Genomic DNA, 24,059 nt, shown 5'->3' on the forward strand with positions numbered 1-24,059 from the left:
GCACTTCTGAAACGATGAACACCGTCGGGACGCAGAACCGCTTTGACACCCTCCTGATCGCCAACCGCGGCGAAATCGCCTGCCGCATCATCGAGTCCGCCCGCAAGCTGGGACTTCGGACGGTTGCCGTGTTCTCGGAAGCGGACCGCGGTGCCAAGCACGTCCGGCTCGCAGACCAAGCAGTGCTCCTCGGGCCCGCACCGGCGAAGGAGTCCTACCTCCGCGTGGATGCGCTGCTGGAAGCGGCCAGGACCACCGGAGCAGGAGCAATCCACCCCGGCTACGGCTTCCTGTCCGAGGACGCCGCCTTCGCAGAAGCAGTCGAGGCCGCGGGCCTGGTCTTTGTGGGACCCACCGCAGAACAGCTCCGCATCTTCGGCACCAAGCACACCGCCAGGGATGCCGCGCGGGCGGCAGGAGTGCCCATGATCGCCGGGTCCGGGCTGCTGGCAGACGTGGACGACGCCGTCGCAGCAGCCCCCGCGATTGGCTTCCCGCTGATGCTCAAAGCCACCGGCGGTGGGGGCGGAATCGGCATGACGGTCTGCCGCACGGAGGCCGAACTCGTAGAAAGCTTTCCGCGCGTGGCCCGCCTGGCCGGCGCCAGCTTCGGCACCGCCGGCGTGTTCGCCGAGCGGTACGTCGAAAACGCCCGGCACGTTGAGGTCCAGATTTTCGGCGACGGCGAAGGCCGGGTAGTCAGCCTTGGTGACCGTGACTGCTCCCTCCAGCGCCGCCACCAGAAGGTCCTCGAGGAGGCGCCCGCACCGGACCTCCCGGAGGAGCTGCGCGAGGAACTTCACCGCAGCTCCCGCGCCCTTTGCGCGTCCCTCAACTACCGCTCCGCCGGAACCGTGGAATTCGTCTACGATTCCGTCCGCCGCGAGGCCTCCTTCCTCGAAGTCAACGCCCGGCTCCAGGTAGAGCACCCCGTCACCGAGGCCGTCACCGGTGTGGACCTGGTGGAGTGGATGCTCCGCCTGGCCCAGGGCGGCACCGGGGCCGCAACGGTCCTCGCGGAAGTACCGGACAGCCTGCCGGTATCGGGCCACGCCGTGGAAGCACGCGTCTACGCAGAGGACCCAGCCCGCGGCTTCCAGCCCAGCGCCGGCACCGTCACCAACGCCGTTTATCCCGCGTCCGGGGATGTCCGCGTGGACGCCTGGGCCGAGACCGGCACCGAGGTTTCCACCAACTACGATCCGCTCCTGGGCAAAATCATCACCGCCGGAGCGGACCGGGCCGAAGCCCTTGACCGGCTCGCCGCCGCGCTCGCCGGCACCCGCATCGACGGAATCGAGACCAACCTCGGCCTGCTCCGCGCCGCAACCGGGCTGGACGTGGTCCGTGCCGTACAGCACTCGACGAGCACTTTGGACAACGTGGGGGACCCGGAACCGCGCATCACCGTGGGCCGCCCCGGCCTGCAGACAACCGTGCAGGACTGGCCCGGCAGGGCAGGGCTGTGGCAGATCGGCGTACCGCCCAGCGGACCCATGGACGACCTGTCCTTCCGGCTCGGCAACAACGCCCTCGGCAACGCGGAGGGTGCTCCCGGGCTGGAGTTCACCATGACCGGCCCCAGCCTGACCTTCACACACCGCACCACCATCTGCGTCACCGGCGCTGAGGTAACAGTGACAGTTAACGGGACGGAGGTGCCCACGTGGGCACCCGTCACGGTCCCGGCGGGCGGAACGCTCGACGTCGGGACCGCCGGCGGCAACGGGCTCCGCGGCTACATCCTGTTCCAGGGCGGCCTGGACATCCCGCAGTACCTGGGCAGCGCCTCCACCTTCACCCTCGGGCAGTTCGGCGGCCATGCCGGGCGGGTCCTTCGCGCAGGCGACGTGCTCCGCGCAGTTGCCCCGGCCGTCTCCGGACCCGCAAATGGTGAAGAAGCGACGGTGGCGGCCGTCCCGCTGGACAGCCGGCCTGCCCTGACCTCAACCTGGGAACTGACCGTGGCGGAAGGGCCGCACGGCGCACCGGAGTTCTTCCAGCGCGAGGACATCGAGGAGCTCTACGCCTCCGAATACGAGGTCCACTTCAACTCTGCCCGCACCGGTGTCCGGCTCATCGGCCCCAAACCGCGCTGGGCCCGGACCGACGGCGGCGAGGCCGGCCTGCACCCGTCCAACATCCACGACACCGCGTATTCCGTGGGAGCCCTGGACTTTACCGGGGACACACCCATCCTGCTCGGTCCCGACGGGCCCAGCCTGGGCGGGTTCGTCTGCCCGGTCACGGTGGTCACCGCGGACCGCTGGAAGCTCGGCCAGCTTCGGCCCGGCGACAAAGTCCGCTTCGTACCCATTCCAGTGAGCCAGGCGCCGTCGGCCAAGGACCTGGGACCGGGCCGGCAGCTGGTGCTGCCGGGCGGCGCAGGCTGGTCCGCGGATATCTCCCGGCTCACGGCAGCAGGCACCCAGGCGTCGGCACCTGCCAGCCGCACTGCCCGGGGGGATGGCGACGACGGCGTGCTGGGCCGCGTGCCGGAAGGTTCCGGCAGGCCCGCGGTCACCTACCGCCGGTCCGGGGACGACAACCTGCTGGTCGAGTACGGGGAGATGGTCCTGGACCTTGGGCTCCGGGCCAGGGTGCACGCGCTGCACCAGCACCTCGAGCAGCTCCGCGTGCCGGGAGTCGTGGACCTCACCCCCGGGATCCGCTCCCTGCAGATCAAGGTGGATCCATCCGTCCTGTCCGCGAAGCGCCTGCTGGACCTCGTCCAGGACGTTGAGGCCGCGCTGCCGGCGAGCTCGGAGCTGGTGGTTCCCAGCCGCACCGTCCGGCTGCCGCTCTCCTGGGACGATCCCGCCACCCGTGAAGCGATCGAACGCTACATGGCAGGTGTCCGCGACGACGCCCCCTGGTGCCCCTGGAACATCGAATTCATCCGGCGGATCAACGGCCTGGATTCCGTCAACGAGGTGTTCGACACCGTCTTCGACGCCGAATACCTGGTCCTGGGCCTCGGCGACGTCTACCTTGGCGCCCCGGTGGCAACCCCGCTGGATCCACGCCACCGCCTGGTCACCACCAAATACAACCCGGCCCGCACCTGGACACCGGAGAACGCGGTGGGCATCGGCGGCGCATACATGTGTATCTACGGCATGGAAGGGCCCGGCGGCTACCAGTTCGTGGGCCGCACCACGCAGGTCTGGTCGCGCTACGCCGACTCCGCCCCCTTTGAGCCGGGCTCGCCGTGGCTGCTCCGTTTCTTCGACCGCATCTCCTGGTACCCGGTCAGCCCCGAGGAACTCCTGGACCTGCGGGCGGACATGGCCGCCGGCAGGGGCCGCGGAGTGGAAATCGAGGACGGCACGTTCTCGCTGGCTGAACACGAGGTGTTCCTCGAGGAAAACCGGGAGTCCATCGCGGCGTTCCGGGAGAAGCAGGGCGCGGCGTTCGCGGTGGAGCGGCAGGCCTGGGCCGACGCCGGCGAGTTCGACCGCGCGGACGCCCTTGCCGCCGTCGTCTCACCGGTGGCAGACGAGGTAGTCGTTCCTGAGGGCGGATCCCTTGTCTCCGCACCGTTTGCTGCCAGTGTCTGGAAAGTCGACGTGGCGGCCGGAGCCCGGGTGGTGCAGGGCCAACCGCTGGTTTCCCTGGAGGCCATGAAGATGGAAACCGTGCTTGAAGCGCCGTGCGACGGCGTGGTGCTGCAGGTCCTGCCAACTGCGGGCTCGCAGGTGGTTGCAGGCGAGGCGGTGGTGATCCTGGGTGGGCTGGATGCCGAAACCGAACCCGTAACGCCTGGCGCAGCCCGGGAAACACAGGAGCTGGAAGCACCAGAACTGGAAGAGGCAGCGGTATGAGCCCGGCAACCATCGGCGCTGCCACCAGGCGGGTCCAGGCCGCTTTGGCCGCATTGGACGCAGTGGACCGCCCCGAGATCTGGATCGCCCTCCGTAGTCCGGACCAACTGCTGGCCGACGCCGCCGCCATTGACACGGCCGCTGCCGGTGGCGCGGACCTGCCGCTTGCCGGGCTCCTTCTCGCCGTCAAGAACAACGTTGACGTAGCAGGGATCCCAACGACGGCAGCCTGCCCCGGGTTTGCCTACCAACCGGAGAAGGACGCCGAAGCAGTGGCCCGCCTCCGTGCAGCCGGTGCCCTCGTCCTGGGGGCCACCAACCTCGACCAGTTTGCGACAGGCCTTGTAGGCACCCGAAGCCCGCATGGTGCAGTCCGCGACTCCCGCCGCCCGGACTTTATCTCCGGCGGCTCCAGTTCCGGCTCCGCGGTGGCCGTGGCCTTGGGGCTGGTGGATATTGCCATTGGAACGGACACGGCAGGATCAGGCCGCGTGCCCGCGGGGCTGCAGGGGATCGTGGGCATCAAACCAACGCTGCATGTCGTGTCCACGGCCGGCGTGGTTCCGGCCTGCCGGTCCTGGGACGCCGTCACCATCTTCGCCCGCCACCTGTCCACCGCCGAGCTTGCCATGGGAGTCATGGCGGGAGGAGCCCGGGCCTGGCCGGCGGACATCCGGCTGGCCGCGCCGGAAAAACCGCGGATTGCGTATCCGGCAACCCTGCCGGGACTGCCGGAGGCCTGGGCAGCGGAATTCCAACGGAACATCAACCGGCTGCGGGCTATGGGACTGGACACGGAAGCCATCGACTTTGGTGCCTTCCTCGAGGCCGCCCGGCTGCTGTACGACGGCGCGCTGGTGGCGGAGCGCTATGCCGCCGTCGGCAGTTTCCTTGAAACAGCCGGTGCCGATGCGGACACCCAGGCGGGCATTGATCCCACGGTGGAACGCATCATCCGGGCAGCGGGCACGGTGCCCGCCCACCGCTACGTCAACGACACCGCGAAGCTGGAAGAACTGAAGCGAAAGGCGATGGCGCAGCTTGAAGGGTTCGACGCCCTGCTGATCCCCACCGCGCCCTTCCATCCCACCCTCGCCGAGGTAGCCGCTGACCCTGTGGGCGTGAACTCATTGATGGGCACGTACACGAACTTCTGCAACCTGTTCGACCTGTGCGCGGTGGCTGTGCCCGCCGGTGAAGTGGACGGTGCCCAGTTCGGTGTGACCGTGGTGGGCAGGACCTTCGAGGACGCTGTTGCCGCCGACATCGCCCGCCTGCTGGAGGCAACCCCGGACGTTCCTGCACTCTTCGCCCAGGGGGCGGCGCCGGCAGCCGGGCAGCCTGCCGGCCATGCGCCGTCGTTCCCCTGGCCGGTGACCGCCGGGGCCGCCGCCGTACCCCTGGTAGTGGTGGGCGCGCACCGCAAGGGCCAGCCGCTGGCGCCGCAACTGGAGGAACTTGGAGCGGCGTGGGACGGCCCGGTGCGTACGGCGGCCCGCTACCGCATGGTGTCCCTGGACACCGTGCCGCCGAAGCCGGGGGTGTACCGCTCGGACGACGGCGGCGCGGAGCTGGTGGGGGAGCGGTGGCTGTTGTCCGAAGCGGGGATGGGCTCTTTCCTGGCTTCCCTCCCCGAACCCATGCTGCTGGGGTCAGTGGAACTTTCGGACGGTTCTACGGCCGTCGGATTCGCCTGTGATGCTGTCGCTGCTGCAGGCGGGAAAGACATCACCCGCTATGGCGATTGGCTCGCAGGCCGGACCGGGCCGGCAGGCGGAGAGGAGCAGCAGGAGGTGCGGAGTCTGTGGCAGAACCTGGGGGACGCGGCCCTTGCCGGATTTAGCAGGGGAGAGCGCACCTGACCGCCCTTTCCTTGGAGTTTTTGTCCAGATATGCAGACTTCGAGGCACTTTAGCCCTGCATATCTGGACAAAAACTCGGGGCCGGGGGCCGCGCCTAGCTCTTGAAGTATTCGGAGATATCGGAGACCAGTTCGTTCACGGCAGCGGGAATGGAACCGTGGAAACCCTTGGGGGAGAGCTCGTAGGTGCTGCCGGGGACGGCCGCGTGCAGCCGCTCAGCCGTTGCCTTGTAGTAGCTGGGGCTCTTGCCGCCGGCCATGAAATGGGTGTTGGCAGGCAACACACTGAAATCCCTGGCGTGGTCCGCCTCTTTGTAGGCGGCCCGCAGCTCGCCAACGCCACTGGGCATCACTTCGCGGAACATCCTGTTGACCTTCGTCCGGGACAACAGGGCCATCAGCCCGGCGAGCACGGGCTCGGGGATCTTCGCCATCGCCGACCCGGGGCTCGTGGCCTTCTTCATGTGCGCGAGGGCGTGGCCAACCTTGCCGCTGTCCACGGCGTCTTCGAAGCCGGACAACCAGGAGGTGTCGATGCTGCCGTCGATATTGACGGCGGCGTCGTACACCGCCAGCTTGTCCGGAACGTAGGAGGTTCCGGTGAACTCCTGCACGGCGTTCAGTGCCACCGAGCCGCCCAGGCTGTGGCCAAGGATATTCCGTGCACCGGTGGCGTCCAGGACGGTACGGACGTCGGCGATCTCCGTGGCCATGGAATAGCCGTCCGGCTGCTCGGAGGAGCTTCCCCGCCCACGGCGGTCGTAAACGTCCACGGCCCAGCCCTCACCCAGGCCCTTGGCCAGCGCGACCGAAAACGGCCGGTAAATCAGGGCAGTCAGGAACGCGCCGCCGATCAGGAGCACCCGGCGTTCTCCCGGCGCATCCTCGGTGCCGTAACTGTATAAGGCCAGGCGGCCGCCGTCGTGCGTTGGAAGGACCTGTTCTTTCACCACCCCATCCTAGGCGGGAGGCCGCTGCCGCCAGCGAAGCCGGGCCAGCCCAACTCCCGGTAAACTTGATGATTGTGACTTCCCAAAACACCCCCTCGCCCAAGAACTCCCCTGAGCCGCTCGACGCCAGCGAGCAGATGCGGATCCGCATGGAGAAGCGCGCCAAACTGATCGAGCGCGGCGCCGAGGCGTACCCGGTGGGTGTGGAGCGGACGCATTCGCTCTCCGAGATCCGTGAAAAGTACGCCCACCTCGAGGCGGACGACACCACCGGCGACGTGGTCGGCGTCACCGGCCGTGTGGTGTTCGTGCGCAACACCGGAAAGCTGTGCTTCGCAACCCTCCAGGAGGGCGGTACCGACGGCAAGGGCACGCGCCTGCAGGCAATGCTCAGCCTTGCCAACGTTGGCGAGGAAGCGCTCGCCGACTGGAAGGCGCTGGTTGACCTCGGCGACCACGTGTTCATTAAGGGCGAGGTCATCTCCTCCCGCCGCGGCGAGCTCTCTGTTATGGCCGAGTCCTGGTCCATGGCCTCCAAGGCGCTCCGCCCGCTGCCTGTACTCCACGCGGAGCTGAACGAGGAAACGCGCGTCCGCCAGCGCTACGTGGACCTGATGGTCCGCGACGAAGCCCGCGAAATGGTGTACACCCGCGCCGCCATTACACGCTCCATCCGCGAGACACTCTTCCGCCACAACTACGTGGAAGTCGAAACCCCCATCCTGAACCTGGTCCACGGCGGTGCCCTGGCACGGCCGTTCGAGACGCACATGAACGCCTTCGACCAGAAGATGACGCTGCGCATCGCCACCGAGCTGTACCTCAAGCGCGCCGTGGTGGGTGGCATCGACCGCGTCTATGACATGGGCCGCGTGTTCCGCAACGAGGGCGTGGACTCAACCCACAGCCCGGAATTCACCACCCTTGAGTGCTACGAGGCGTGGGCGGACCAGTTCGTTATGGCGCAGCGCATCAAGGAGATCATCCTCGACGCCGCCGACGCCGTGGGTGCCGGCCGTGTCCTCCAGACCGAAGCAGGGGAAATCAACCTCGACGGCGACTGGGCTTGGGTTTCCGTCTACCCGGGCCTGTCCGACGCCGTTGGCCAGGAAGTCACGCCGGATACTTCGCTGGAGGTACTGCGCGAAATCGCCGAAAAGCACGAAGTCAAGGTTGACCCCAAGTGGGACGCCGAGAAGCTGGCCGTGGAGCTGTTTGGCGAAATCGTGGAGCCCACCCTGCTGAACCCCACCTTCGTCTACGACTACCCGCCCTCGGCCCAGCCGCTGGCCCGCCCGCACCGGGAGGACGGCCGGCTGATCGAGGCCTGGGACCTGATTATTGGTGGCATGGAGCGCGGCACCGCCTTCTCCGAGCTCATCGACCCGGTCATCCAGCGGGAGCGGCTCACCGAGCAGTCACGCCATGCAGCCGCCGGTGACGATGAGGCCATGCAGCTGGACGAAGACTTCCTGCGCGCCCTGGAGTACGGGGCGCCGCCGATGGGCGGTATCGGCCTGGGAATCGACCGCCTGGTGATGCTGTTCACCGGTGCCGGCATCCGCGAAACCATCCTCTTCCCGCTGCTGAAGCCCGAAGGACACTAATCATGGAATACGTGGCTGTACTCCTGCCTTCGCTGGTGGTGGGCCTGCTTTTCTGGTTTGCCATGAAGTCAATCTTTAATGCGGACAAATCCGAACGGCAGGCAGAGGCACAGGCCCAGGCAGAAGCCGAAGCACGCGCTGCATCACCGGCAGACCGGCAGGATCCGGAAACGAATAGATAAACCCTCAGCTTTCCCCTTTTATCCCCAGGAACCATTTGCCGCTTTGACGCGTTGCCATAAAAAGAGTCATACTTTTAGGGAAACATCCAGCTTTTCTGAAAACCGAACCCTTTCCAAGAGGAAGACTTTAAATGGCACAGAAAGTAAACATCATCCTCGTTGATGATTTGGATGGGGGATCCGCAGACGAGAATGTTAAGTTTGGCCTTGACGGGGTCAACTACGAGATTGATCTATCGGCGGCCAATGCCGCTGAACTCCGCTCCTCACTGGAACGGTTTATTGGCGCTGCACGTAAGGCTTCCGGCAGCAGCGGCGGCCGGGCTGCCCGGACCAAAGCCTCCGGTGGAGGCCGCAGTCACGATTCAGCACAGATTCGCCAATGGGCGCGGGAAAACGGCTATACCGTTAACAGCCGCGGCCGAATTCAGGCCGAAATCCAGGAAGCCTACCAAAAGGCCAATTCCTAGTTACGGTGCCAGTCCGCAAAAAGCCCTGCATCCCGGTTCGGGAGGCAGGGCTTTTGCCGTTTCCAGACCTAAAATGCGGGGCTCTGCACGAATTTCTCCCGCAGGACAGGGACGCTTGGGGCCGGGGCCATGGTGGAGGACGCCGGAGTAAGCCTGTGGCTGCCACGGATCCGGCCGCTGGAAGGCGCTCTTTACCTGCTCCCTGAAGGGGACGGCAGTGCTGCAAAGCGGCGTTGATCGGTATTCCCGTTCCCGGCGCGGTTTCCCCCGTGGCGAACACGCTCCACAAGTCTGGGTCAGCCACGTAGCATCAAAGTACGTCGTAGCTAGGAGTGTGGCGAAATGTTTGAGCGATTTACGGACCGTGCCCGTCGCGTAGTTGTGCTTGCCCAAGAAGAGGCACGCATGCTGAACCACAATTACATCGGTACCGAACACATCCTCTTGGGTCTGATCCATGAGGGTGAGGGCGTTGCCGCCAAAGCTCTTGAGTCCTTGAGCATTTCGCTCGACGGCGTTCGCGAGCAGGTGCAGGAGATTATCGGACAGGGCCAGCAGGCGCCGTCCGGGCATATCCCCTTCACCCCCCGTGCCAAGAAGGTGCTGGAGCTCTCGCTGCGCGAAGCCCTCCAGCTGGGCCACAACTACATCGGCACGGAGCACATCCTGCTGGGCCTCATCCGCGAGGGTGAGGGCGTTGCCGCCCAGGTGCTGGTCAAGCTCGGCGCCGACCTCAACCGGGTCCGCCAGCAGGTCATCCAGCTCCTTTCGGGCTACCAGGGCAAGGAAACCACCGGCGCCGGCGTCGGCTCGGGCCAGCCTGAAGGTGCCCCGGCCGGCTCTGTTGTCCTGGACCAGTTCGGCCGCAACCTGACCCAGGCTGCCCGCGAGAACAAGCTGGACCCGGTCATCGGTCGCGAGCAGGAGATGGAACGCGTCATGCAGGTCCTCTCCCGCCGCACCAAGAACAACCCTGTGCTGATCGGTGAGCCGGGCGTCGGTAAGACGGCCGTCGTCGAGGGCCTGGCCCAGGCGATCGTCCGCGGCGACGTCCCGGAGACCATTCGGGACAAGCAGCTCTACACCCTGGACCTCGGTTCCCTGGTGGCAGGCTCCCGTTACCGTGGTGACTTCGAAGAGCGACTGAAGAAGGTCCTCAAGGAAATCCGCACCCGCGGCGACATCATCCTCTTCATCGACGAGATCCATACCCTCGTGGGTGCCGGTGCCGCCGAAGGTGCCATCGATGCTGCGTCCATCCTGAAGCCCATGCTGGCCCGCGGTGAACTGCAGACCATCGGTGCCACCACGCTGGACGAGTACCGCAAGCACATCGAGAAGGATGCCGCCCTCGAGCGCCGCTTCCAGCCGATCCAGGTCAAGGAACCCTCTGTGGCGCATGCCATCGAGATCCTCAAGGGCCTGCGTGACCGCTACGAGGCGCACCACCGCGTCACCATTACCGATGGCGCCCTGGCGTCCGCCGCCAGCCTCGCCGAGCGCTACATCTCGGACCGCTTCCTGCCGGACAAGGCGATCGACCTGATCGACGAGGCCGGCGCACGGCTGCGCATCCGCCGCATGACCGCTCCGCCGGAGCTCAAGGCCATGGACGAGCGCATCGCCAAGCTGAAGATGGAAAAGGAGTCCGCGATTGACGCGCAGGACTTCGAAGGTGCAGCTTCGCTCCGTGACAAGGAGCAGAAGATGATCACCGAGCGCGCGGAGAAGGAACGCCACTGGAAGTCCGGCGGCATGGATGACATCTCCGAGGTTGATGAGGATCTCATCGCCGAGGTGCTGGCCAACTCCACCGGCATCCCCGTGTTCAAGCTGACCGAGGAAGAGTCCTCGCGACTGCTGAAGATGGAAGACGAACTGCACAAGCGTGTGGTGGGCCAGAACGAAGCCATCAAGGCGCTGTCCCAGGCAATCCGCCGTACCCGTGCAGGGCTCAAGGACCCCAAGCGTCCCGGCGGCTCGTTCATCTTTGCCGGCCCCACCGGCGTCGGCAAGACCGAGCTCGCCAAGGCACTCGCGGAGTTCCTGTTCGGTGAAGAGGACGCCCTCATCACCCTGGACATGTCCGAGTACTCCGAGAAGCACACCGTCTCGCGGCTCTTCGGTGCCCCTCCGGGCTACGTGGGCTACGAGGAGGGCGGCCAGCTGACCGAGAAGGTCCGGCGTCGTCCGTTCTCCGTGGTGCTGTTCGACGAAGTGGAAAAGGCCCACGCGGACCTCTTCAACTCGCTCCTGCAGATCCTGGAAGACGGCCGCCTGACCGACTCCCAGGGCCGCGTGGTGGACTTCAAGAACACCGTGATCATCATGACCACCAACCTCGGTACCCGGGACATCTCCAAGAGCGTTGCCACCGGCTTCCAGTCCGGCACCGACACGCAAACCGGCTACAACCGCATGCGTGCCCGTGTCACTGAAGAGCTCAAGCAGCACTTCCGTCCCGAGTTCCTGAACCGTGTGGATGACGTTGTGGTGTTCCCGCAGCTCACCCAGGACGAGATCATCGAGATCGTGGACCTCTTCGTCACCCGGCTGGAGAAGCGCCTCAAGGACAAGGACATGGGCATCGAGCTCACGCCCGCCGCCAAGGTGCTCCTCGCAACCCGCGGCTACGACCCCGCAATGGGTGCCCGGCCGCTGCGCCGCACCATCCAGCGCGAGATCGAGGACCAGCTCTCCGAGAAGATCCTGTTCGGCGAGATCCACGCCGGCGACATCGTCGTAGTGGACGTGGAAGGCGACGGCGACGACGCCAAGTTCACGTTCGCCGGCAACGCCAAGCCGCGCATCCCGGAAATCGCCCCGAGCGTCTAAAGCACCACCCGAAGGCCCCGTCAGCTCCCAGAGCAGGCGGGGCCTTCCGCATTTAACCCGCACCACCCAAAGGTTGAATCCGTGTGCCTGCCTGGGGCTTGGTGCCTTTCCGTGGCTGAGTCCGTTGCCGGCCATCAGAGATTTCCCGGCGCCTGCTCCTTCGTCGCTCTGACGGCGCCTACATAAATCCCTGATGCCCGGCACCTCGTGCGCGGGGCACCAAGCACAGGTGCCGGGGTCATTTGTGTAGCTTGCGTCAGAGCGACGAAGGAGCAGCAAGCGGCAAATGGCGCCGGGGCCGGAGCGCCCCAGCCGCGGCCGCCCGGTGCCCCGCCGCAGCATTTGCGCTTGGCGTCGAAGAGGGGCACGGTAAGCGTCACCATCGGGTCTTTGTGATGTGGGGCATAGTCGGGTTGAATCGGGGGCATGGCTAATCTGAACCCGGCGATCCCGGACGAGCAACCTTTGACCCCTTTCCATGATCTGGACCATTACCTCTCTATCCCTCGGGTGAGCGGGCTGGCGATGAGTCCTGACGGCCGGCGGCTGGTTACCACCGTGGCCACCCTCAACGGCAAGGGAACCGAATTTGGCACGGCCCTGTGGGAGCTCGATCCTGCAGGGCAGAAGCAGGCGCGCCGCATCACGCGCAGCGCCAAGGGCGAGGCTGGGGCGGCGTTCGCAGCCAACGGCGACGTCTACTTCACCTCAGCCCGGCCCGACCCCGACGGCCCCGAAGGCGACCCCGTCAATGCCTTGTGGCTCCTTCCCGCCGACGGCGGTGAAGCCCGCGTGGTGCTGAACCGTCCCGGCGGCGTCGGTGCTGTGAGGACAGCCGCAGCGGCGGACGCAACGTTTGTTGTAGCGGAGGTTTTGGCGGGCTCGGCGGACGAGGATGACGACGCCGAGCGGCGGAAGTCGCGCAAGGACAACAAAGTCTCCGCCATCCTGCACAGCGAGTATCCGGTGCGTTACTGGGATGCTGACCTTGGGCCGGGCCAGCCGCGGATCTTCGCCGTCGAGCCCGGAAAAGGGAAGGACCCCGGCAAACCCGCCACTGTTGACGCCACGGTGCCGTTGATCCTCCGGAACCTCACACCGGATGCAGGTCCGCGGGTGCGGGAGGCGGAAATTGCCGTCAGCCCCGACGGCCGGACCATTTACGCGAGCTACACCAAACCGCTGGCCAAGGCGGACAGCCGTTCCGTCTTGATGGCCATCGACGTTGCCTCCGGAAACACCAGGGTGATCCTGGACCACGAGGGCATGAGCTACTTCCCCGGCCCGGTCAGCCCGGACGGCAACACCCTGGTGGTGGTGAGCGAAAGTGACACCACTCCACGCCAGGCACCCCAGGTGAAGCTGCACCTCCTGGACGTCTCCGAAGCGTCAACATCCGGCGCTGGGCAGCTGACTCCTCTGGCCCACGACTGGGACCGCTGGGCCAAGCCGGCAGCCTGGTTGCCCGACGGTTCCGCCCTCCTGGTTACTGCGGACGACGACGGCGCATCGCCGGTTTTCCGGATCAGCGTCCCGGCGTCTGCCGCTGAAGTGAGCGTCACCCGGGTGACCCAGGACGCGGCGGCCTACACCGACGTCGTGGTTGCGCCTGAGGGGCGCAGCGCTTACGCCTTGCGCAGTTCTTATGAATTCCCGCCGGAGGCAGTCCGCATCGACCTGCAAACCGGTGAGACCACCAGGTTGCCGGCACCGGCGGAACGGCCCAGCCGCCCCGGCAGACTGGAACGGATTGCGGCGACGGCGGCGGACGGCTCGCGCGTCCCGGCCTACCTTGCGCTGCCTGAGGGCGCATCTGCGGGCTCCCCGGCGCCGATGCTGCTCTGGATCCATGGTGGACCGCTGGGGTCCTGGAATGCCTGGACCTGGCGCTGGAACCCCTGGCTGCTGACGGCGAAGGGATACGCGGTGCTCCTGCCCGATCCGGCCCTGTCCACCGGTTATGGCCAGAACTACATCCAGCGCGGCTGGGGCGAATGGGGCAAAGGCCCGTTCACCGACCTCATGGCGGTAACTGATGCCGCCGTCGGCCGCCCGGATATTGACGCGGACCGTACGGCAGCAATGGGCGGTTCCTTCGGCGGCTACATGGCCAACTGGGTTGCGGGGCAGACGGACCGGTTCAAGGCGATAGTGACCCATGCGAGCCTCTGGGCGCTGGACCAATTCGGCCCCACCACGGACGCCTCGCAGTACTGGCTGAAGGAAATGACTGAAGAGATGGCGCTGGAGAACTCGCCGCATCTTCACGTGGAAAAGATCAGCACCCCCATGCTGGTGATCCATGGCGACAAGGACTACCGCGTGCCGATCGGGGAAGGCCTGCGCCTCTGGTACGAACTGCTGTCCAAATCGCAGCTCGCGGCGGACCAGGATGGCCGGACACCGCACCGGTTCCTGTACTTCCCGGACGAGAACCACTGGGTCCTCCAGCCGCAGCACGCCAAGGTCTGGTACGGCGTCGTGGAGCACTTCCTGGCCCGGAACGTCCTGGACCAGAATGTGCCCTTGCCTGCTGATCTGGGACTCTAGTTCTCTTCGGGCTCGGTCTGGCTACGTCTGGCTAAGTCCGGCTCGGAGGCTGGGACATTTACCGCTTGCTGCTCCTTCGTCGCTCTGACGCAAGCTACATAAATGTCCCAGCCTCCTTCGCCTCGTGCGGCACCTTGCCGGCCAAGGCGCCCGCTACGTATATTTCCCAGCCTCCTTCACCTCGTGCCGGCGGTCCGCTCGGCGCAGGACGCCGGACACGCGCGCTCCCTTGCCGCCTTGGGCCCTGGAATCGCGCTCTGCGCTCTACAAACCCCAGCCTTGCCGGAGCGTCTGAGCCCTACTCTTATTTGGGCTAGGACGCGTCCACTGTTTCCTGTTCCTTGTCCTGGCCCTTCGGGTGGCCTTTTTTGTGGCGGCCGTACTTGTAGTGGAAGTAGGCGTAGCAGGCACCTACGAAGGGGATTCCGAAGTAGAGGGCCGTGGCCTGGGTGGGGTCGAAGCCGATGCCTATCAGGGAGATCAGGCACAGGATGAATGCCGCGATGGGCAGCAGCGGGAACAGTGGTGCTTTGTAGGCCAGGTTTGCGGTGCGGCCTCCTGACTGCAGGAAAGCACGGCGGTGGAAGAAGTGGGAGGCCGTGATGGACATCCACACTCCCACCGTGGCAAAGCCGGCGATGGACACCAGGACCAGGTAGACGGTGGTGGGGGCTACCACGCTGCTGATGAGGGAGGCCAGCCCGCCCAGCATGCTGACGCAGAGGGCGAGGAGGGGAATTCCCCGTTTGGTCAGCTTCCCGAGTGCCTTCGGGGCGTGTCCCTCGTCCGCCAGCGAGAAAAGCATGCGGGCGCAGGAGAACAGGCCGCAGTTTCCGGCCGACAAAAGGGCGGTGATGATGACGAAATTCATAACGTCGGCGGCATAGGGAATGCCGAGCTGCGAGAAGACGGTGACAAAGGGGCTTGCCTCCACCGAGGTCTCCTCATAGGGAACGGTGCAGGCAATCACCGTAATGGCGCCAACGAAGAAAATCAGCAGGCGAATAACGGTAGTCCGCATCGCTTTCGGAATATTGACCGCAGGGTTGGCAGTTTCACCCGCAGCTACCCCAATGAGTTCGGAACCGGAGAAAGCGTAAAAAACAGCAAGCGTGGTGATGAGCACTCCGGTAATTCCATTGGGAAACAAGCCCTGTGGCGTATTGAGGTTCTCGCCCAGGAACGGGTAGCCGTTTTCAGCAAGAGGATGAAAGCCGAACAGGGCTGCGCCGCCCAAGACAATCAGCCCGATCACGGCAGCGACCTTTATCAGCGCAAACCAAAACTCCGATTCACCAAAGACCCGCGAGGAGATCGCATTTAGTGCGAACAGGATGGACGCAAAAACAAGGCACCAGATCCAAACGTCTACCTCGGGAAACCACCGCTGCATCAAAAGGCCCGCGGCCGTAAACTCCGAGCCCAGGGCAACTGCCCAGCAGAGCCAGTAAAGCCATGCTGTTGCAAAACCGGTGGCAGGACCAATCGACCTCGCGGCGTAGATGTGAAAGGCGCCGGAAACCGGATAGGCAACAGCCAGTTCACCCAGGCAGGCCATCACCATGTAGACCACTGCAGCGCCGATGAGGTAGGCGATGATTGCGCCCAGCGGCCCTGCCTGCGCAATGGTGTAACCCGAGCTGAGGAACAGGCCTGATCCGATGACCCCTCCCATCGCGATCATCACCAGGTGTCGGGCCTCCATCGACCTTCGAAGGCCGCGTTTCTCATTCTGCTCCAGGGATTTCTCGGTGAGCGTGGGGGAGCCTATGGCCATTTTTCCTCCGGGGTTGGGCGCCGTTGCCCATTGGCGTGACGGGGGTAACATCCGAAACACTGCTCGGTCGGCATCCACCTGCGCAAACGCAACCGCGGTACGTCTCACATCCCTGCGCAGTCACACCCGAATCCAGCTCCCGAGCATAAGCAAAGCTTCAACTCGACGAGCACATGACGAACCACGACTGCTGGTCAAACACGCTGGGAGCTGTGCCTGTATGCCGAGCGAAGGCACCGGGGCTATTTGTGTAGCTTGCTTAGGGCCCACGCTGGCGGGGTTCCCTGACCGAGCTTGCGAGGTTAGGGGGCCAGCGGGGATGGAGGAGCAGCAAGCGGCAAATAGCGCCGGTGGCGAAGCGGACGAAACCAGAAGGTGGTGCCAACGCGGACGCGACCAGAGGTGCGGTCGAACTAGGATTGCCCTGTGACTGACTCCTTCCATATCCGTCCTGCGCGCACCGGCGATGTTTCCGCCATCAAGAAACTGGTGGCGCCGCTGGCAGAGCAACGGATCCTGATGGCCAAGGAGACGGTGGCCTACTACGAGAGCTTGCAGGAGTTCCGGATCGCCGAGTCCTCGGATGGCGAAGTTATTGGCTGCGGGGCGCTCCACGTGATGTGGGAAGACCTTGCAGAGGTCCGGACCCTGGCCGCTTCCGAGGACTGGCGGGGGAAGGGCGTAGGGCACGTGCTGGTGGAGAGCCTGCTTGAGGAGGCGCGTGCCCTGGGTGTTGCCCGCGTGTTCTGCCTTACCTTCGAGGTGGACTTCTTCAAGCGTCACGGCTTCGAAGTGATGGCAGACCAGTCAGCGGTGGATCCCGTGGTGTATTCGGAACTGCTCCGTTCCCATGACGAAGGTGTAGCCGAGTTCCTGGACCTCGCGAGGGTGAAACCCAACACGCTCGGAAACACCCGCATGATCAAGTTCCTCCGACCCAAGCCTTTTCGATCGAGGCTGCGGGACGCCCGTCCTGGTGGGCGGCGCCATAAATGACTTTTGGGTCTCCTCATCCTCTTTTCCCACGGCATTTTCCTGGTGACGTCATGGCTGCGGCCAGGTTGGCTTCCGGCTGCGGGATGGGATAGGCGTGACGCGGCCACAACAACAGCCCAGGTAGTGCTGGCAGAGGCCTGACCAGCACTTCCTTTTACTCGATTTGATGGATAAACTGGTTCTGGCCGGGATGGGGGGCCCAGGGAAAGGGACAGTCATTGGGGGCTGTCCCTTTTCTGTATCCGGCAGGACGGGAGCCCTACCGCCGGCGCGCTGCCCGGTAGTAGGGTCGGGAATGTCACCCTCCAGGAAGCAGACCAGGAGTACCCCATGAAAAAGCTCATCAACGATCCGAAGGCGGTAGTTGACGAATCTGTGCAGGGCTTCGGCCAGGCACACGCAGACCTCGTCACCGTCAGCGCAGATCCCACCTTCATCACGCGCAAGGACGCGCCTGTCAGTGGGAAAGTAGGCCTCGTCTCGGGCGGCGGCAGCGGCCACGAGCCGTTGCACGCCGGCTTTGTGGGGCGGGGAATGCTCGACGCCGCCGTGCCGGGGGCGGTGTTCACCTCACCTACGCCGGACCAGATCCTTCCCGCAACGCACGCCGTGAACTCGGGCGCCGGCGTGGTGCATATCGTCAAGAACTACACCGGTGATGTCCTGAACTTCGAAACGGCGGCAGAACTCGCCGAAGCGGAAGGCGTTAATGTCCGCACGGTCCTTGTCAACGATGATGTTGCCGTTGAGGATTCGCTGTACACGGCGGGCCGGCGCGGCGTCGGAGGGACGGTGCTGGTGGAAAAGATCGCCGGAGCTGCCGCCGAGCGAGGGGACGGCCTTGATGTGGTGGCCGCCATCGGCGAACGCGTCAACAGCAACGTCCGCACCATGGGCGTGGCGCTGAGCGCGTGCACTGTTCCCCATGCGGGCTCGCCCAGCTTCGACCTGGCCGAGGATGAAATCGAGATCGGCATCGGGATCCATGGCGAGCCGGGCAGGCATCGTATTCCGATGGAAAACGCTGACGGCATTACGGACCGCCTGCTGGCGCCGGTGCTGGCAGACCTGGGAATCAGTTCCGGGGACAGGGTGCTGCTGTTCGTAAACGGAATGGGCGGCACCCCCTTGAGCGAGTTGTACATTGTCTACCGGCGGGCCGCTCAGGTGCTCGCGGACAGGGGAGCCGCCGTTGAGCGGTCCCTGGTGGGGAACTACATCACAGCCCTCGAGATGCAGGGCTGCTCCATCTCAGTGCTGCGGCTGGATGACGAACTGACCGAGCTGTGGGACGCTCCGGTCCACACGGCGGCACTGCGCTGGGGCGTGTAGTTGTGGTTTTGGACGTGAACTGGACGGTAAAGTGGCTGACCCTGTGCGCGCAGGCGATGGCTGAGCACAGGGTTGAGCTGATCGAGCTGGACCGGGCCATCGGGGATTCTGACCACGGCGAAAACATGGACCGTGGCTTCCAGGCTGTCCTGGACAAGCTGTCCGAATCCCCGCCGGAAACGCCGGGCGCCGCGCTGAAGTTGACGGCGATGACGCTGATGTCCAAGGTGGGCGGCGCCGCCGGTCCGCTCTACGGGACGGCGTTCCTGCGCGCGGCAACTTCGCTCGGGGACTCTGCGGAGATTGCTCCTGCCGCGTGGGCCGGTGCCTTGGCTGCGGCACGGGACGGGATAGTGGCCCGGGGAAAAGCGGAGCCAGGGGACAAAACCATGGTGGATGCCTGGACGCCGGCGGCAGAGGCAGCAAGTATGGCTGCGGCAGACGGCAGTCAGGATGCGTTGAGCGTTCTGGTCGCCGCGGCAGAGGCTGCCGAAGCCGGGGCCGTGGCTACCGATCCCCTGGTAGCCCGGAAGGGACGCGCAAGCTACCTGGGCGAGCGAAGCGCCGGGCACCGTGATCCCGGCGCCGCTTCCAGTGCACTGATTCTCCGGGCGGCCGTGAAGGCGGCTGCGTGACCGTCAGCATCGTGGTGGTCTCCCACAGCGAAAAGATAGCCGACGGCGCCGTGGAGCTTGCCGCGCAGATGGCGCCGGACGTCGTTCTGCTGGCGGCGGGCGGCACCATGGACGGCAGGATCGGAACCAGTTTGGAGAAGGTTCTGGCGGCGCTGGACAAGGTGGCCGGCGGTGACGGAGCGGTAATCCTGACTGATCTTGGTTCTGCCGTGATGACGGCAGAATCCGCACTGGAATTTGCGGAGGACGCCGCGGAGCTGGTGCTGGCGGACGCGCCCTTGGTGGAGGGGCTCGTCGCCGCCGCCGTGGCTGCACAGGGCGGCGGGGATGTGCAGGCGGTGAAACGGGCGGCGGAAGCTGTGGGCGGCCCTGCCCGGCAGGCTGAAAGTCCTGCGCTGCAGGAGGTCGGGGAAGGCTCTGTCACCGGTTCCGGTCCCGATTACACGGGTGACTTTGAGCTCGTCAACCAAGCCGGTATGCATGCACGTCCCGCCGCAAAGATTGCCGGCGGCCTGTCGTCGCTGGATGCCGAGGTGCAGGTCAACGGGGTTGACGGCGCCTCCATGACGGCGCTCATGACGCTGGCGGCCGGCAGGGGGTCCGTGCTGCACGTGGAAGCGTGGGGAGCGGACGCGGAGCGGGCGGTGAACTACGTGGGCGGGCTGGTGCAGGCAGGCTTCGGCGAACCGTAGCTGCCTCAACAATCCGAATGAAGACCGGGCGGTGTGTTCCCAACGCCGCAGCGGCTTTCTGCGAATATGCTCGATGCCATGGAACGGCTCCACCTTGAAGACAACTCCCCGGATATTGAAGTGCTGGATGGGCAGCTGTCCGTTGAGGAACTCCTCGCAGAGCTGGGTTTCGAGTGGCGGGCTGAGTCAGAGGCCGCGGGAGGCCCGGGCGAGGCTGCAACGGAGGAGAGTTTCACCCAACCGGCGCTGTTCTAGCTTCAGGACTGTTCATGCAGGCCAGCAGCGTCGAGCAGCACCGATGCGCTGATAAACCTGCCGCACTGCTCGCCGAATGGATAGTCGCCGCGGGGGCGGAAGTCCAGGGTCTGCACAGGCAGGGGTGATCCGTCCGGGGCCGTTGCCGATGCGGTTACCGACATGGGCGATTCGGTGAGGGTTTGGAGGAACAGGTTGGCGAATTTCGTACCGTCGGGGGAGGCGGTGGCGGAGCACACGCCTTCCGGGGTGCAGCCCTGGTCGATCGACGCGGTGCCCGGGTGGAGTTCCACGTCACCTTCGGTGCACTCGCCGTCCTGGCAGGCCAAAAGGCGCAGTGCCGCCATCTGGGGCGCGTAGCTGGCTGAAACCGTGACGGAAACGGCGGTGGCTTGGGCGATGGCCGGGCACGGGGCCGCGCCAGGGCCGGGGCCGCACGCAGCGACGAGTCCCGCCGTCGTCATTAACGCAAAAAGCAGCCCGGGCTTGCCCATACTTCAGGGTACGGCCGGGTCGCTGCCTCCACGCCGTCAGCGGAGAAGTGATGCAGACATCGTTATGCTGCCGCGCTCAGGGCAGCGGGAAGACGCCGATAAACCAGAACAGCGCGACCGCGAACACCGCGAAGAACGGGATCAGGCAGCCCATTGCTGTCTTGGGGGCGGAGGAGACCTGGAGTGACTCGTTGGGGTTGGTGGGGTTGTAAGCCACCTCAATCAAGGACCCAGGCACCGGCTTGCCGGCGAAGGATACTTCGGATTCACCCGCGAACAGGGTGCCGTGGGGATCGGTGAACTGGTAAGTGGGGAAGAAGCGCCGGCTGCGGCTGGATCCGCCGCCGCCGCTGGTCCACCCCGCGATGCTGCCGGTGACGGTTGCCTGAACCTTTGGCCACGCTGCCGTCAGCTGGTCCCGGCGCCTGGTTTTGCGGACCGCCCGGACGATGGCGAAGAGCGCGGCCACAACAAACAGGGCCCAGATGATGTACAGAATGATTCTCACGGTTTCCCCCGGTTCCGGTCACCAAGAAGTATGCCATTCCAACCACCAGTCCCGGCGCCGCTGGCCGGACGGGTGCTCAGGCGGGAAGCCGGTACCCGCCGCCGTGCAGCTCCGCGAGACCGTCGGCGAGCAGCCCTGCAAGCGCCCGTTCCAGCTGTTCAGGAGCAGAATTCAACCTATGCAGGGCGCCCAGCGGTACGCCGATCCCCGCCGGCGCGAAGCCCAGGTCGGCCGGCTCCCGCTGGAACATCTCCGGCGGCACCGGCGCGTCGGCCTCGCGCAGCACGGCGATCACGGCCCCGCGGACCTGGCGGTCGGTGCCGTGCCACGCCTGGCCCTTGGGGACGTACGACGGCGGCGGCTCGCCGGCTGCCCGCCACGCGCAGGAGTCCCTGACGGGGCAGTCGCCGCACTTGGGTGCGCGGGCTGTGCAGATCAGCGCCCCCAGCTCCATCACCGCAGCGTTCCAGCGGACGGATGTGTCGTCGTCGTCCGGCAGTAGCCGGGCGGCGAGCCGCATTTCCGCGGCGGTCAGCGCCGGGGCGGGAAGTGCCGCCCCGGTAACAAGCCTTGCGTGGACCCGCCTGATGTTGGTGTCCACTACTGTTTCGCGGCGTCCGTAGGCGAAGGCGGCCACCGCCGCCGCCGTATAACTGCCCACGCCGGGAAGCGCCAGCAGTTCGGCATAGTTGTCCGGAACCTTGCCACCGTGGTCCTGGACGATGGCCGCTGCTGCTGCGTGCAGCCGCAGCGCCCGGCGCGGGTAACCCAGCCGGCCCCAGAAACGCACTGCCTCTCCCGCAGGTTCACCCGCGAGGCCCGCCGGTGTGGGCCAGCGCTTCAGCCACTCCAGCCAGACGGGCAGCACCCGGACCACAGGGGTTTGCTGCAGCATGATTTCGCTGACCAGCACGCCCCAGGGTGAACAGTCGGGCTTCCGCCAGGGCAGGTCCCGGGCGATTTCCGCGAACCAGCCGTTGATCCGGCCGTGCAGCATCTGCAGTTCCGCCCCGGAGGGAAAGAGGGCAGGCGAAGCGGTGGTGGAGGCTTGAGTATCGATCCCAACACTGTAATTGATCCGCTTGGCGGGCCGGAAACGTGATGTGACCAGAGCGTTGTCCGGGCGGCGGCGTGGTGGCGGAGCAGATCCGCGCCCGTTCTCTAGCCTAGAAGAATGGGCAGGCAAGGAGATTCAGCATCACGTGGCAGGGCGACTACATCCGGTTCCAGCACCGTCCGCAAGCCCAGCCCCGCTGTGTACCGCCGGCGCCGGCTGTTCCTGGGTGCGGCGCTGCTGATGGTGATTGCACTGATTGCCGCAAGTTTTGCCCTGGCCGGGGCCTTCAGCGGCAAGTCCGATCAGGCGTCGTCCACGGACGGTGCCGGCGCAACAGCGTCCGCTGATCCCTCCACCCAGGCATCGCCGTCGGCCTCGGCGCCGGAACCCACGCCCACGCCATCGGCCACCCCTTCCTGCAACCAGAACCTCGTGACGGTCTCTGCCTCCACGGACAAGGCCGCGTACGGGCCCGGGGAAAACCCGCTGCTCACCCTTAAGGTGACAAACGGCGGCACCATGCCGTGCGAGGTCAATATCGGAACGTCGCAGATGGAGTTCCTGGTGACAAGCGGCGCGGACCGCATCTTTTCGTCCCGGGACTGCCAGGCAAAGAGCGAAGACCTGGTGAAATTCATCGCCCCGGGCGCCAGCGAGACCGCCAACTTCCCGTGGCCGCGCAACCGCAGCGTTGAAGGCTGCCAGCCGGTGGAAGCTAAGCCCGGGGGTGGCGGCGCGTATTACATCTTCACGGCGAAGCTTGGCTCCAAAGCCAGCCCCAAGGCAGTTTTCCAGCTGGCCTGACCAGTCCTGCCAGGCTCTTAGAGGAACCGGTCCAGCAGGCTTGCTTCCGCCATCCGGCTCAGGCCTTCCCGCACTGTCCGGGCCCGCTGGTCGCCGATGCCGTCAACGGTCATGAGGTCGTCGATGGTGGCTGCCATCAGGAACTGCAGCCCGCCGAAGTGGTCCACCAGGCGGTCCGCGACGGCTTTCGGGACTGCCTTCAATCCCGAGAGCAGCCTGTAACCCCGGGGCTGCACCACGGCGTCCAGGTTTGCCTCGCCGCCCGCGAAGCCGACGATTCCGGAGATCTTTCCGAGGTCGATCAGCTCGGTGGGTCCCAGGTTCACCAGGGCGCTGACGGCCTTTTCGATGTCTTCGGGCGAAGCGTTGGGCGAGGCGTAGTCGCGGATGATGACGTCGCTTCCGGGGCCGCGGCCCACGGTGAGCTCATCAAGCTGGAGGGAGAGGAGGCGGCCGTCTTCGCCCAGTTCCAGGACGTACTGGGAGATTTCCTCGGAGATGCGGCGGACCATTTCCTGGCGCTGGAGGGTGACGGCCACATCGCGAACCGTCACCATCGCCTCGATCTCCAAAGCGGACAGTGAGCTTGTGACCTGGTCCAGGCGGGAGCGGTAGCGCTCCAGGGTGGCCAGTGCCTGGTTGGCGCGCGCCAGGACCTTCTCCGAACCCTCCAGGACGTGCCGCAGGCCGTTCACGTAGAGGGCAATGATCTGCATGGACTGGCTGACGGAGATGACAGGCACGCCGGTCTGGATGGCCACGCGTTCGGCCGTGCGGTGGCGGGTGCCGGACTCCTGGGTTTCGATGCTGGAGTCAGGAACCAGCTGCACTGCGGCGCGGAGGATATTGCCGGCGTCCTTGTCGCAGATGATTGCCCCGTCCATCTTCGCGAGCTCGCGCAGCCGTGTGGGGGAGAAATCGATGCCGATGTCGAACCCGCCGGAACAGATGGAGTCGATGGTCCGGTCCGAGCCCAGCACAATGAGGGCGCCAGTACGGCCCCGGAGGATGCGTTCCAGGCCGTCCCGGAGCGGGGTTCCGGGTGCCACTCTGCCCAGAGTTGCCCTCAGAGATTCTTCGGGGCTCCGCGCCATCAGGTGTTTCCCTTCACAGTTGCGGACCTTCGTCCGCAGGAATGCCGGCTTTAAGGCTTGGCCGGCAGGATCAAAAAGTACTCATTTCCCGCAAGCTCAATGATAGGGGTAAGAAACACCTGATTCCGCACGGGTA

At 65.7% G+C, this 24,059-nt stretch carries 19 protein-coding genes; 13 read left to right on the forward strand and 6 right to left on the reverse strand.

Annotated features, from left to right (window positions below; translation table 11 throughout):
* Window positions 1–14 precede the first annotated feature (14 nt).
* Together uca and atzF are read left to right on the forward strand one after the other, a co-directional pair.
* The gene (gene uca / locus G6R19_RS00600; RefSeq protein WP_163162802.1) at window positions 15–3,824 is read left to right on the forward strand and encodes an urea carboxylase; all 3,810 of its coding nucleotides are present in this window, start codon (window positions 15–17) and stop codon (window positions 3,822–3,824) included.
* A complete protein-coding gene (gene atzF / locus G6R19_RS00605) occupies window positions 3,821–5,686 on the forward strand; it encodes an allophanate hydrolase (RefSeq protein WP_163161318.1) in 1,866 nt (621 codons plus the stop codon). Before uca ends, atzF begins: the two co-directional genes overlap by 4 nt.
* A 94-nt stretch (window positions 5,687–5,780) precedes the next feature.
* Here atzF and G6R19_RS00610 read toward each other — a convergent pair whose 3' ends face one another.
* Window positions 5,781–6,635, reverse strand: coding sequence for an alpha/beta hydrolase (locus tag G6R19_RS00610; protein WP_163161320.1), 855 nt, complete (start codon window positions 6,633–6,635; stop codon window positions 5,781–5,783).
* Window positions 6,636–6,703: 68 nt separating this feature from the next.
* Here G6R19_RS00610 and lysS point away from each other — a divergent pair, with 68 nt between their 5' ends.
* From lysS to G6R19_RS00635, 5 genes are all read left to right on the forward strand, one after another.
* Entirely contained in the window at window positions 6,704–8,242 is a 1,539-nt protein-coding gene (gene lysS, locus G6R19_RS00615; protein WP_163161322.1) for a lysine--tRNA ligase, read from the forward strand.
* A 2-nt stretch (window positions 8,243–8,244) separates the two neighbouring features.
* Window positions 8,245–8,424, forward strand: coding sequence for a hypothetical protein (locus G6R19_RS00620; RefSeq protein ID WP_163161324.1), 180 nt, complete (start codon window positions 8,245–8,247; stop codon window positions 8,422–8,424).
* 131 nt (window positions 8,425–8,555) lie between these two features.
* Complete coding sequence (locus G6R19_RS00625; RefSeq protein ID WP_163161326.1) at window positions 8,556–8,894, forward strand: Lsr2 family protein; 339 nt, start codon at window positions 8,556–8,558, stop codon at window positions 8,892–8,894.
* 342 nt (window positions 8,895–9,236) lie between these two features.
* Window positions 9,237–11,729, forward strand: coding sequence for an ATP-dependent Clp protease ATP-binding subunit (locus G6R19_RS00630; RefSeq protein WP_163161328.1), 2,493 nt, complete (start codon window positions 9,237–9,239; stop codon window positions 11,727–11,729).
* 426 nt (window positions 11,730–12,155) lie between these two features.
* Window positions 12,156–14,279 (forward strand): prolyl oligopeptidase family serine peptidase, encoded by a 2,124-nt coding sequence (locus G6R19_RS00635; protein WP_163161330.1) that lies wholly within the window; start codon window positions 12,156–12,158, stop codon window positions 14,277–14,279.
* 313 nt (window positions 14,280–14,592) lie between these two features.
* Here the strand turns inward: G6R19_RS00635 and G6R19_RS00640 are convergent, their stop codons facing one another.
* Window positions 14,593–16,056, reverse strand: coding sequence for an amino acid permease (locus G6R19_RS00640; RefSeq protein WP_205484177.1), 1,464 nt, complete (start codon window positions 16,054–16,056; stop codon window positions 14,593–14,595).
* A gap of 426 nt (window positions 16,057–16,482) precedes the next feature.
* Here G6R19_RS00640 and G6R19_RS00645 point away from each other — a divergent pair, with 426 nt between their 5' ends.
* The 5 genes from G6R19_RS00645 (at window position 16,483) to G6R19_RS20180 (ending at window position 19,966) form a co-directional block, all read left to right on the forward strand.
* On the forward strand, window positions 16,483–17,052 hold the full coding sequence (locus G6R19_RS00645) for an amino-acid N-acetyltransferase (protein ID WP_240341709.1): 570 nt from the start codon (window positions 16,483–16,485) through the stop codon (window positions 17,050–17,052).
* A gap of 330 nt (window positions 17,053–17,382) precedes the next feature.
* Window positions 17,383–18,384: a dihydroxyacetone kinase subunit DhaK gene (gene dhaK / locus G6R19_RS00650; protein WP_163161332.1), complete on the forward strand. Its 1,002-nt coding sequence runs from the start codon at window positions 17,383–17,385 to the stop codon at window positions 18,382–18,384.
* A 2-nt stretch (window positions 18,385–18,386) separates the two neighbouring features.
* Entirely contained in the window at window positions 18,387–19,019 is a 633-nt protein-coding gene (gene dhaL / locus G6R19_RS00655) for a dihydroxyacetone kinase subunit DhaL (protein WP_163161333.1), read from the forward strand.
* Window positions 19,016–19,711 (forward strand): dihydroxyacetone kinase phosphoryl donor subunit DhaM, encoded by a 696-nt coding sequence (gene dhaM, locus G6R19_RS00660; RefSeq protein ID WP_163161335.1) that lies wholly within the window; start codon window positions 19,016–19,018, stop codon window positions 19,709–19,711. The genes dhaL and dhaM overlap by 4 nt, the downstream gene beginning before the upstream one ends.
* A gap of 78 nt (window positions 19,712–19,789) precedes the next feature.
* Entirely contained in the window at window positions 19,790–19,966 is a 177-nt protein-coding gene (locus G6R19_RS20180; RefSeq protein ID WP_205484179.1) for a hypothetical protein, read from the forward strand.
* 2 nt (window positions 19,967–19,968) lie between these two features.
* Here G6R19_RS20180 and G6R19_RS00665 read toward each other — a convergent pair whose 3' ends face one another.
* From G6R19_RS00665 to G6R19_RS00675, 3 genes are all read right to left on the reverse strand, one after another.
* Window positions 19,969–20,460 carry a hypothetical protein gene (locus G6R19_RS00665; RefSeq protein ID WP_163161337.1) on the reverse strand — a complete coding sequence of 164 codons (492 nt, stop codon included), beginning with the start codon at window positions 20,458–20,460 and terminating at the stop codon, window positions 19,969–19,971.
* 76 nt (window positions 20,461–20,536) lie between these two features.
* Window positions 20,537–20,968, reverse strand: coding sequence for a DUF3592 domain-containing protein (locus G6R19_RS00670; RefSeq protein ID WP_163161339.1), 432 nt, complete (start codon window positions 20,966–20,968; stop codon window positions 20,537–20,539).
* Between the two features lie 76 nt (window positions 20,969–21,044).
* Window positions 21,045–21,965 (reverse strand): A/G-specific adenine glycosylase, encoded by a 921-nt coding sequence (locus tag G6R19_RS00675; protein ID WP_163161341.1) that lies wholly within the window; start codon window positions 21,963–21,965, stop codon window positions 21,045–21,047.
* Between the two features lie 177 nt (window positions 21,966–22,142).
* On the opposite strand from G6R19_RS00675, the gene G6R19_RS00680 reads away from it, so the two are divergent.
* The gene (locus G6R19_RS00680) at window positions 22,143–22,829 is read left to right on the forward strand and encodes a hypothetical protein (RefSeq protein WP_163161343.1); all 687 of its coding nucleotides are present in this window, start codon (window positions 22,143–22,145) and stop codon (window positions 22,827–22,829) included.
* A 17-nt stretch (window positions 22,830–22,846) separates the two neighbouring features.
* Here G6R19_RS00680 and disA read toward each other — a convergent pair whose 3' ends face one another.
* Complete coding sequence (disA, locus tag G6R19_RS00685) at window positions 22,847–23,923, reverse strand: DNA integrity scanning diadenylate cyclase DisA (protein WP_163161345.1); 1,077 nt, start codon at window positions 23,921–23,923, stop codon at window positions 22,847–22,849.
* Window positions 23,924–24,059 lie beyond the last annotated feature (136 nt).

It is taken from the genome of Arthrobacter sp. Alg241-R88 (assembly GCF_900537115.1).
Taxonomy (GTDB): Bacteria; Actinomycetota; Actinomycetes; order Actinomycetales; family Micrococcaceae; genus Arthrobacter.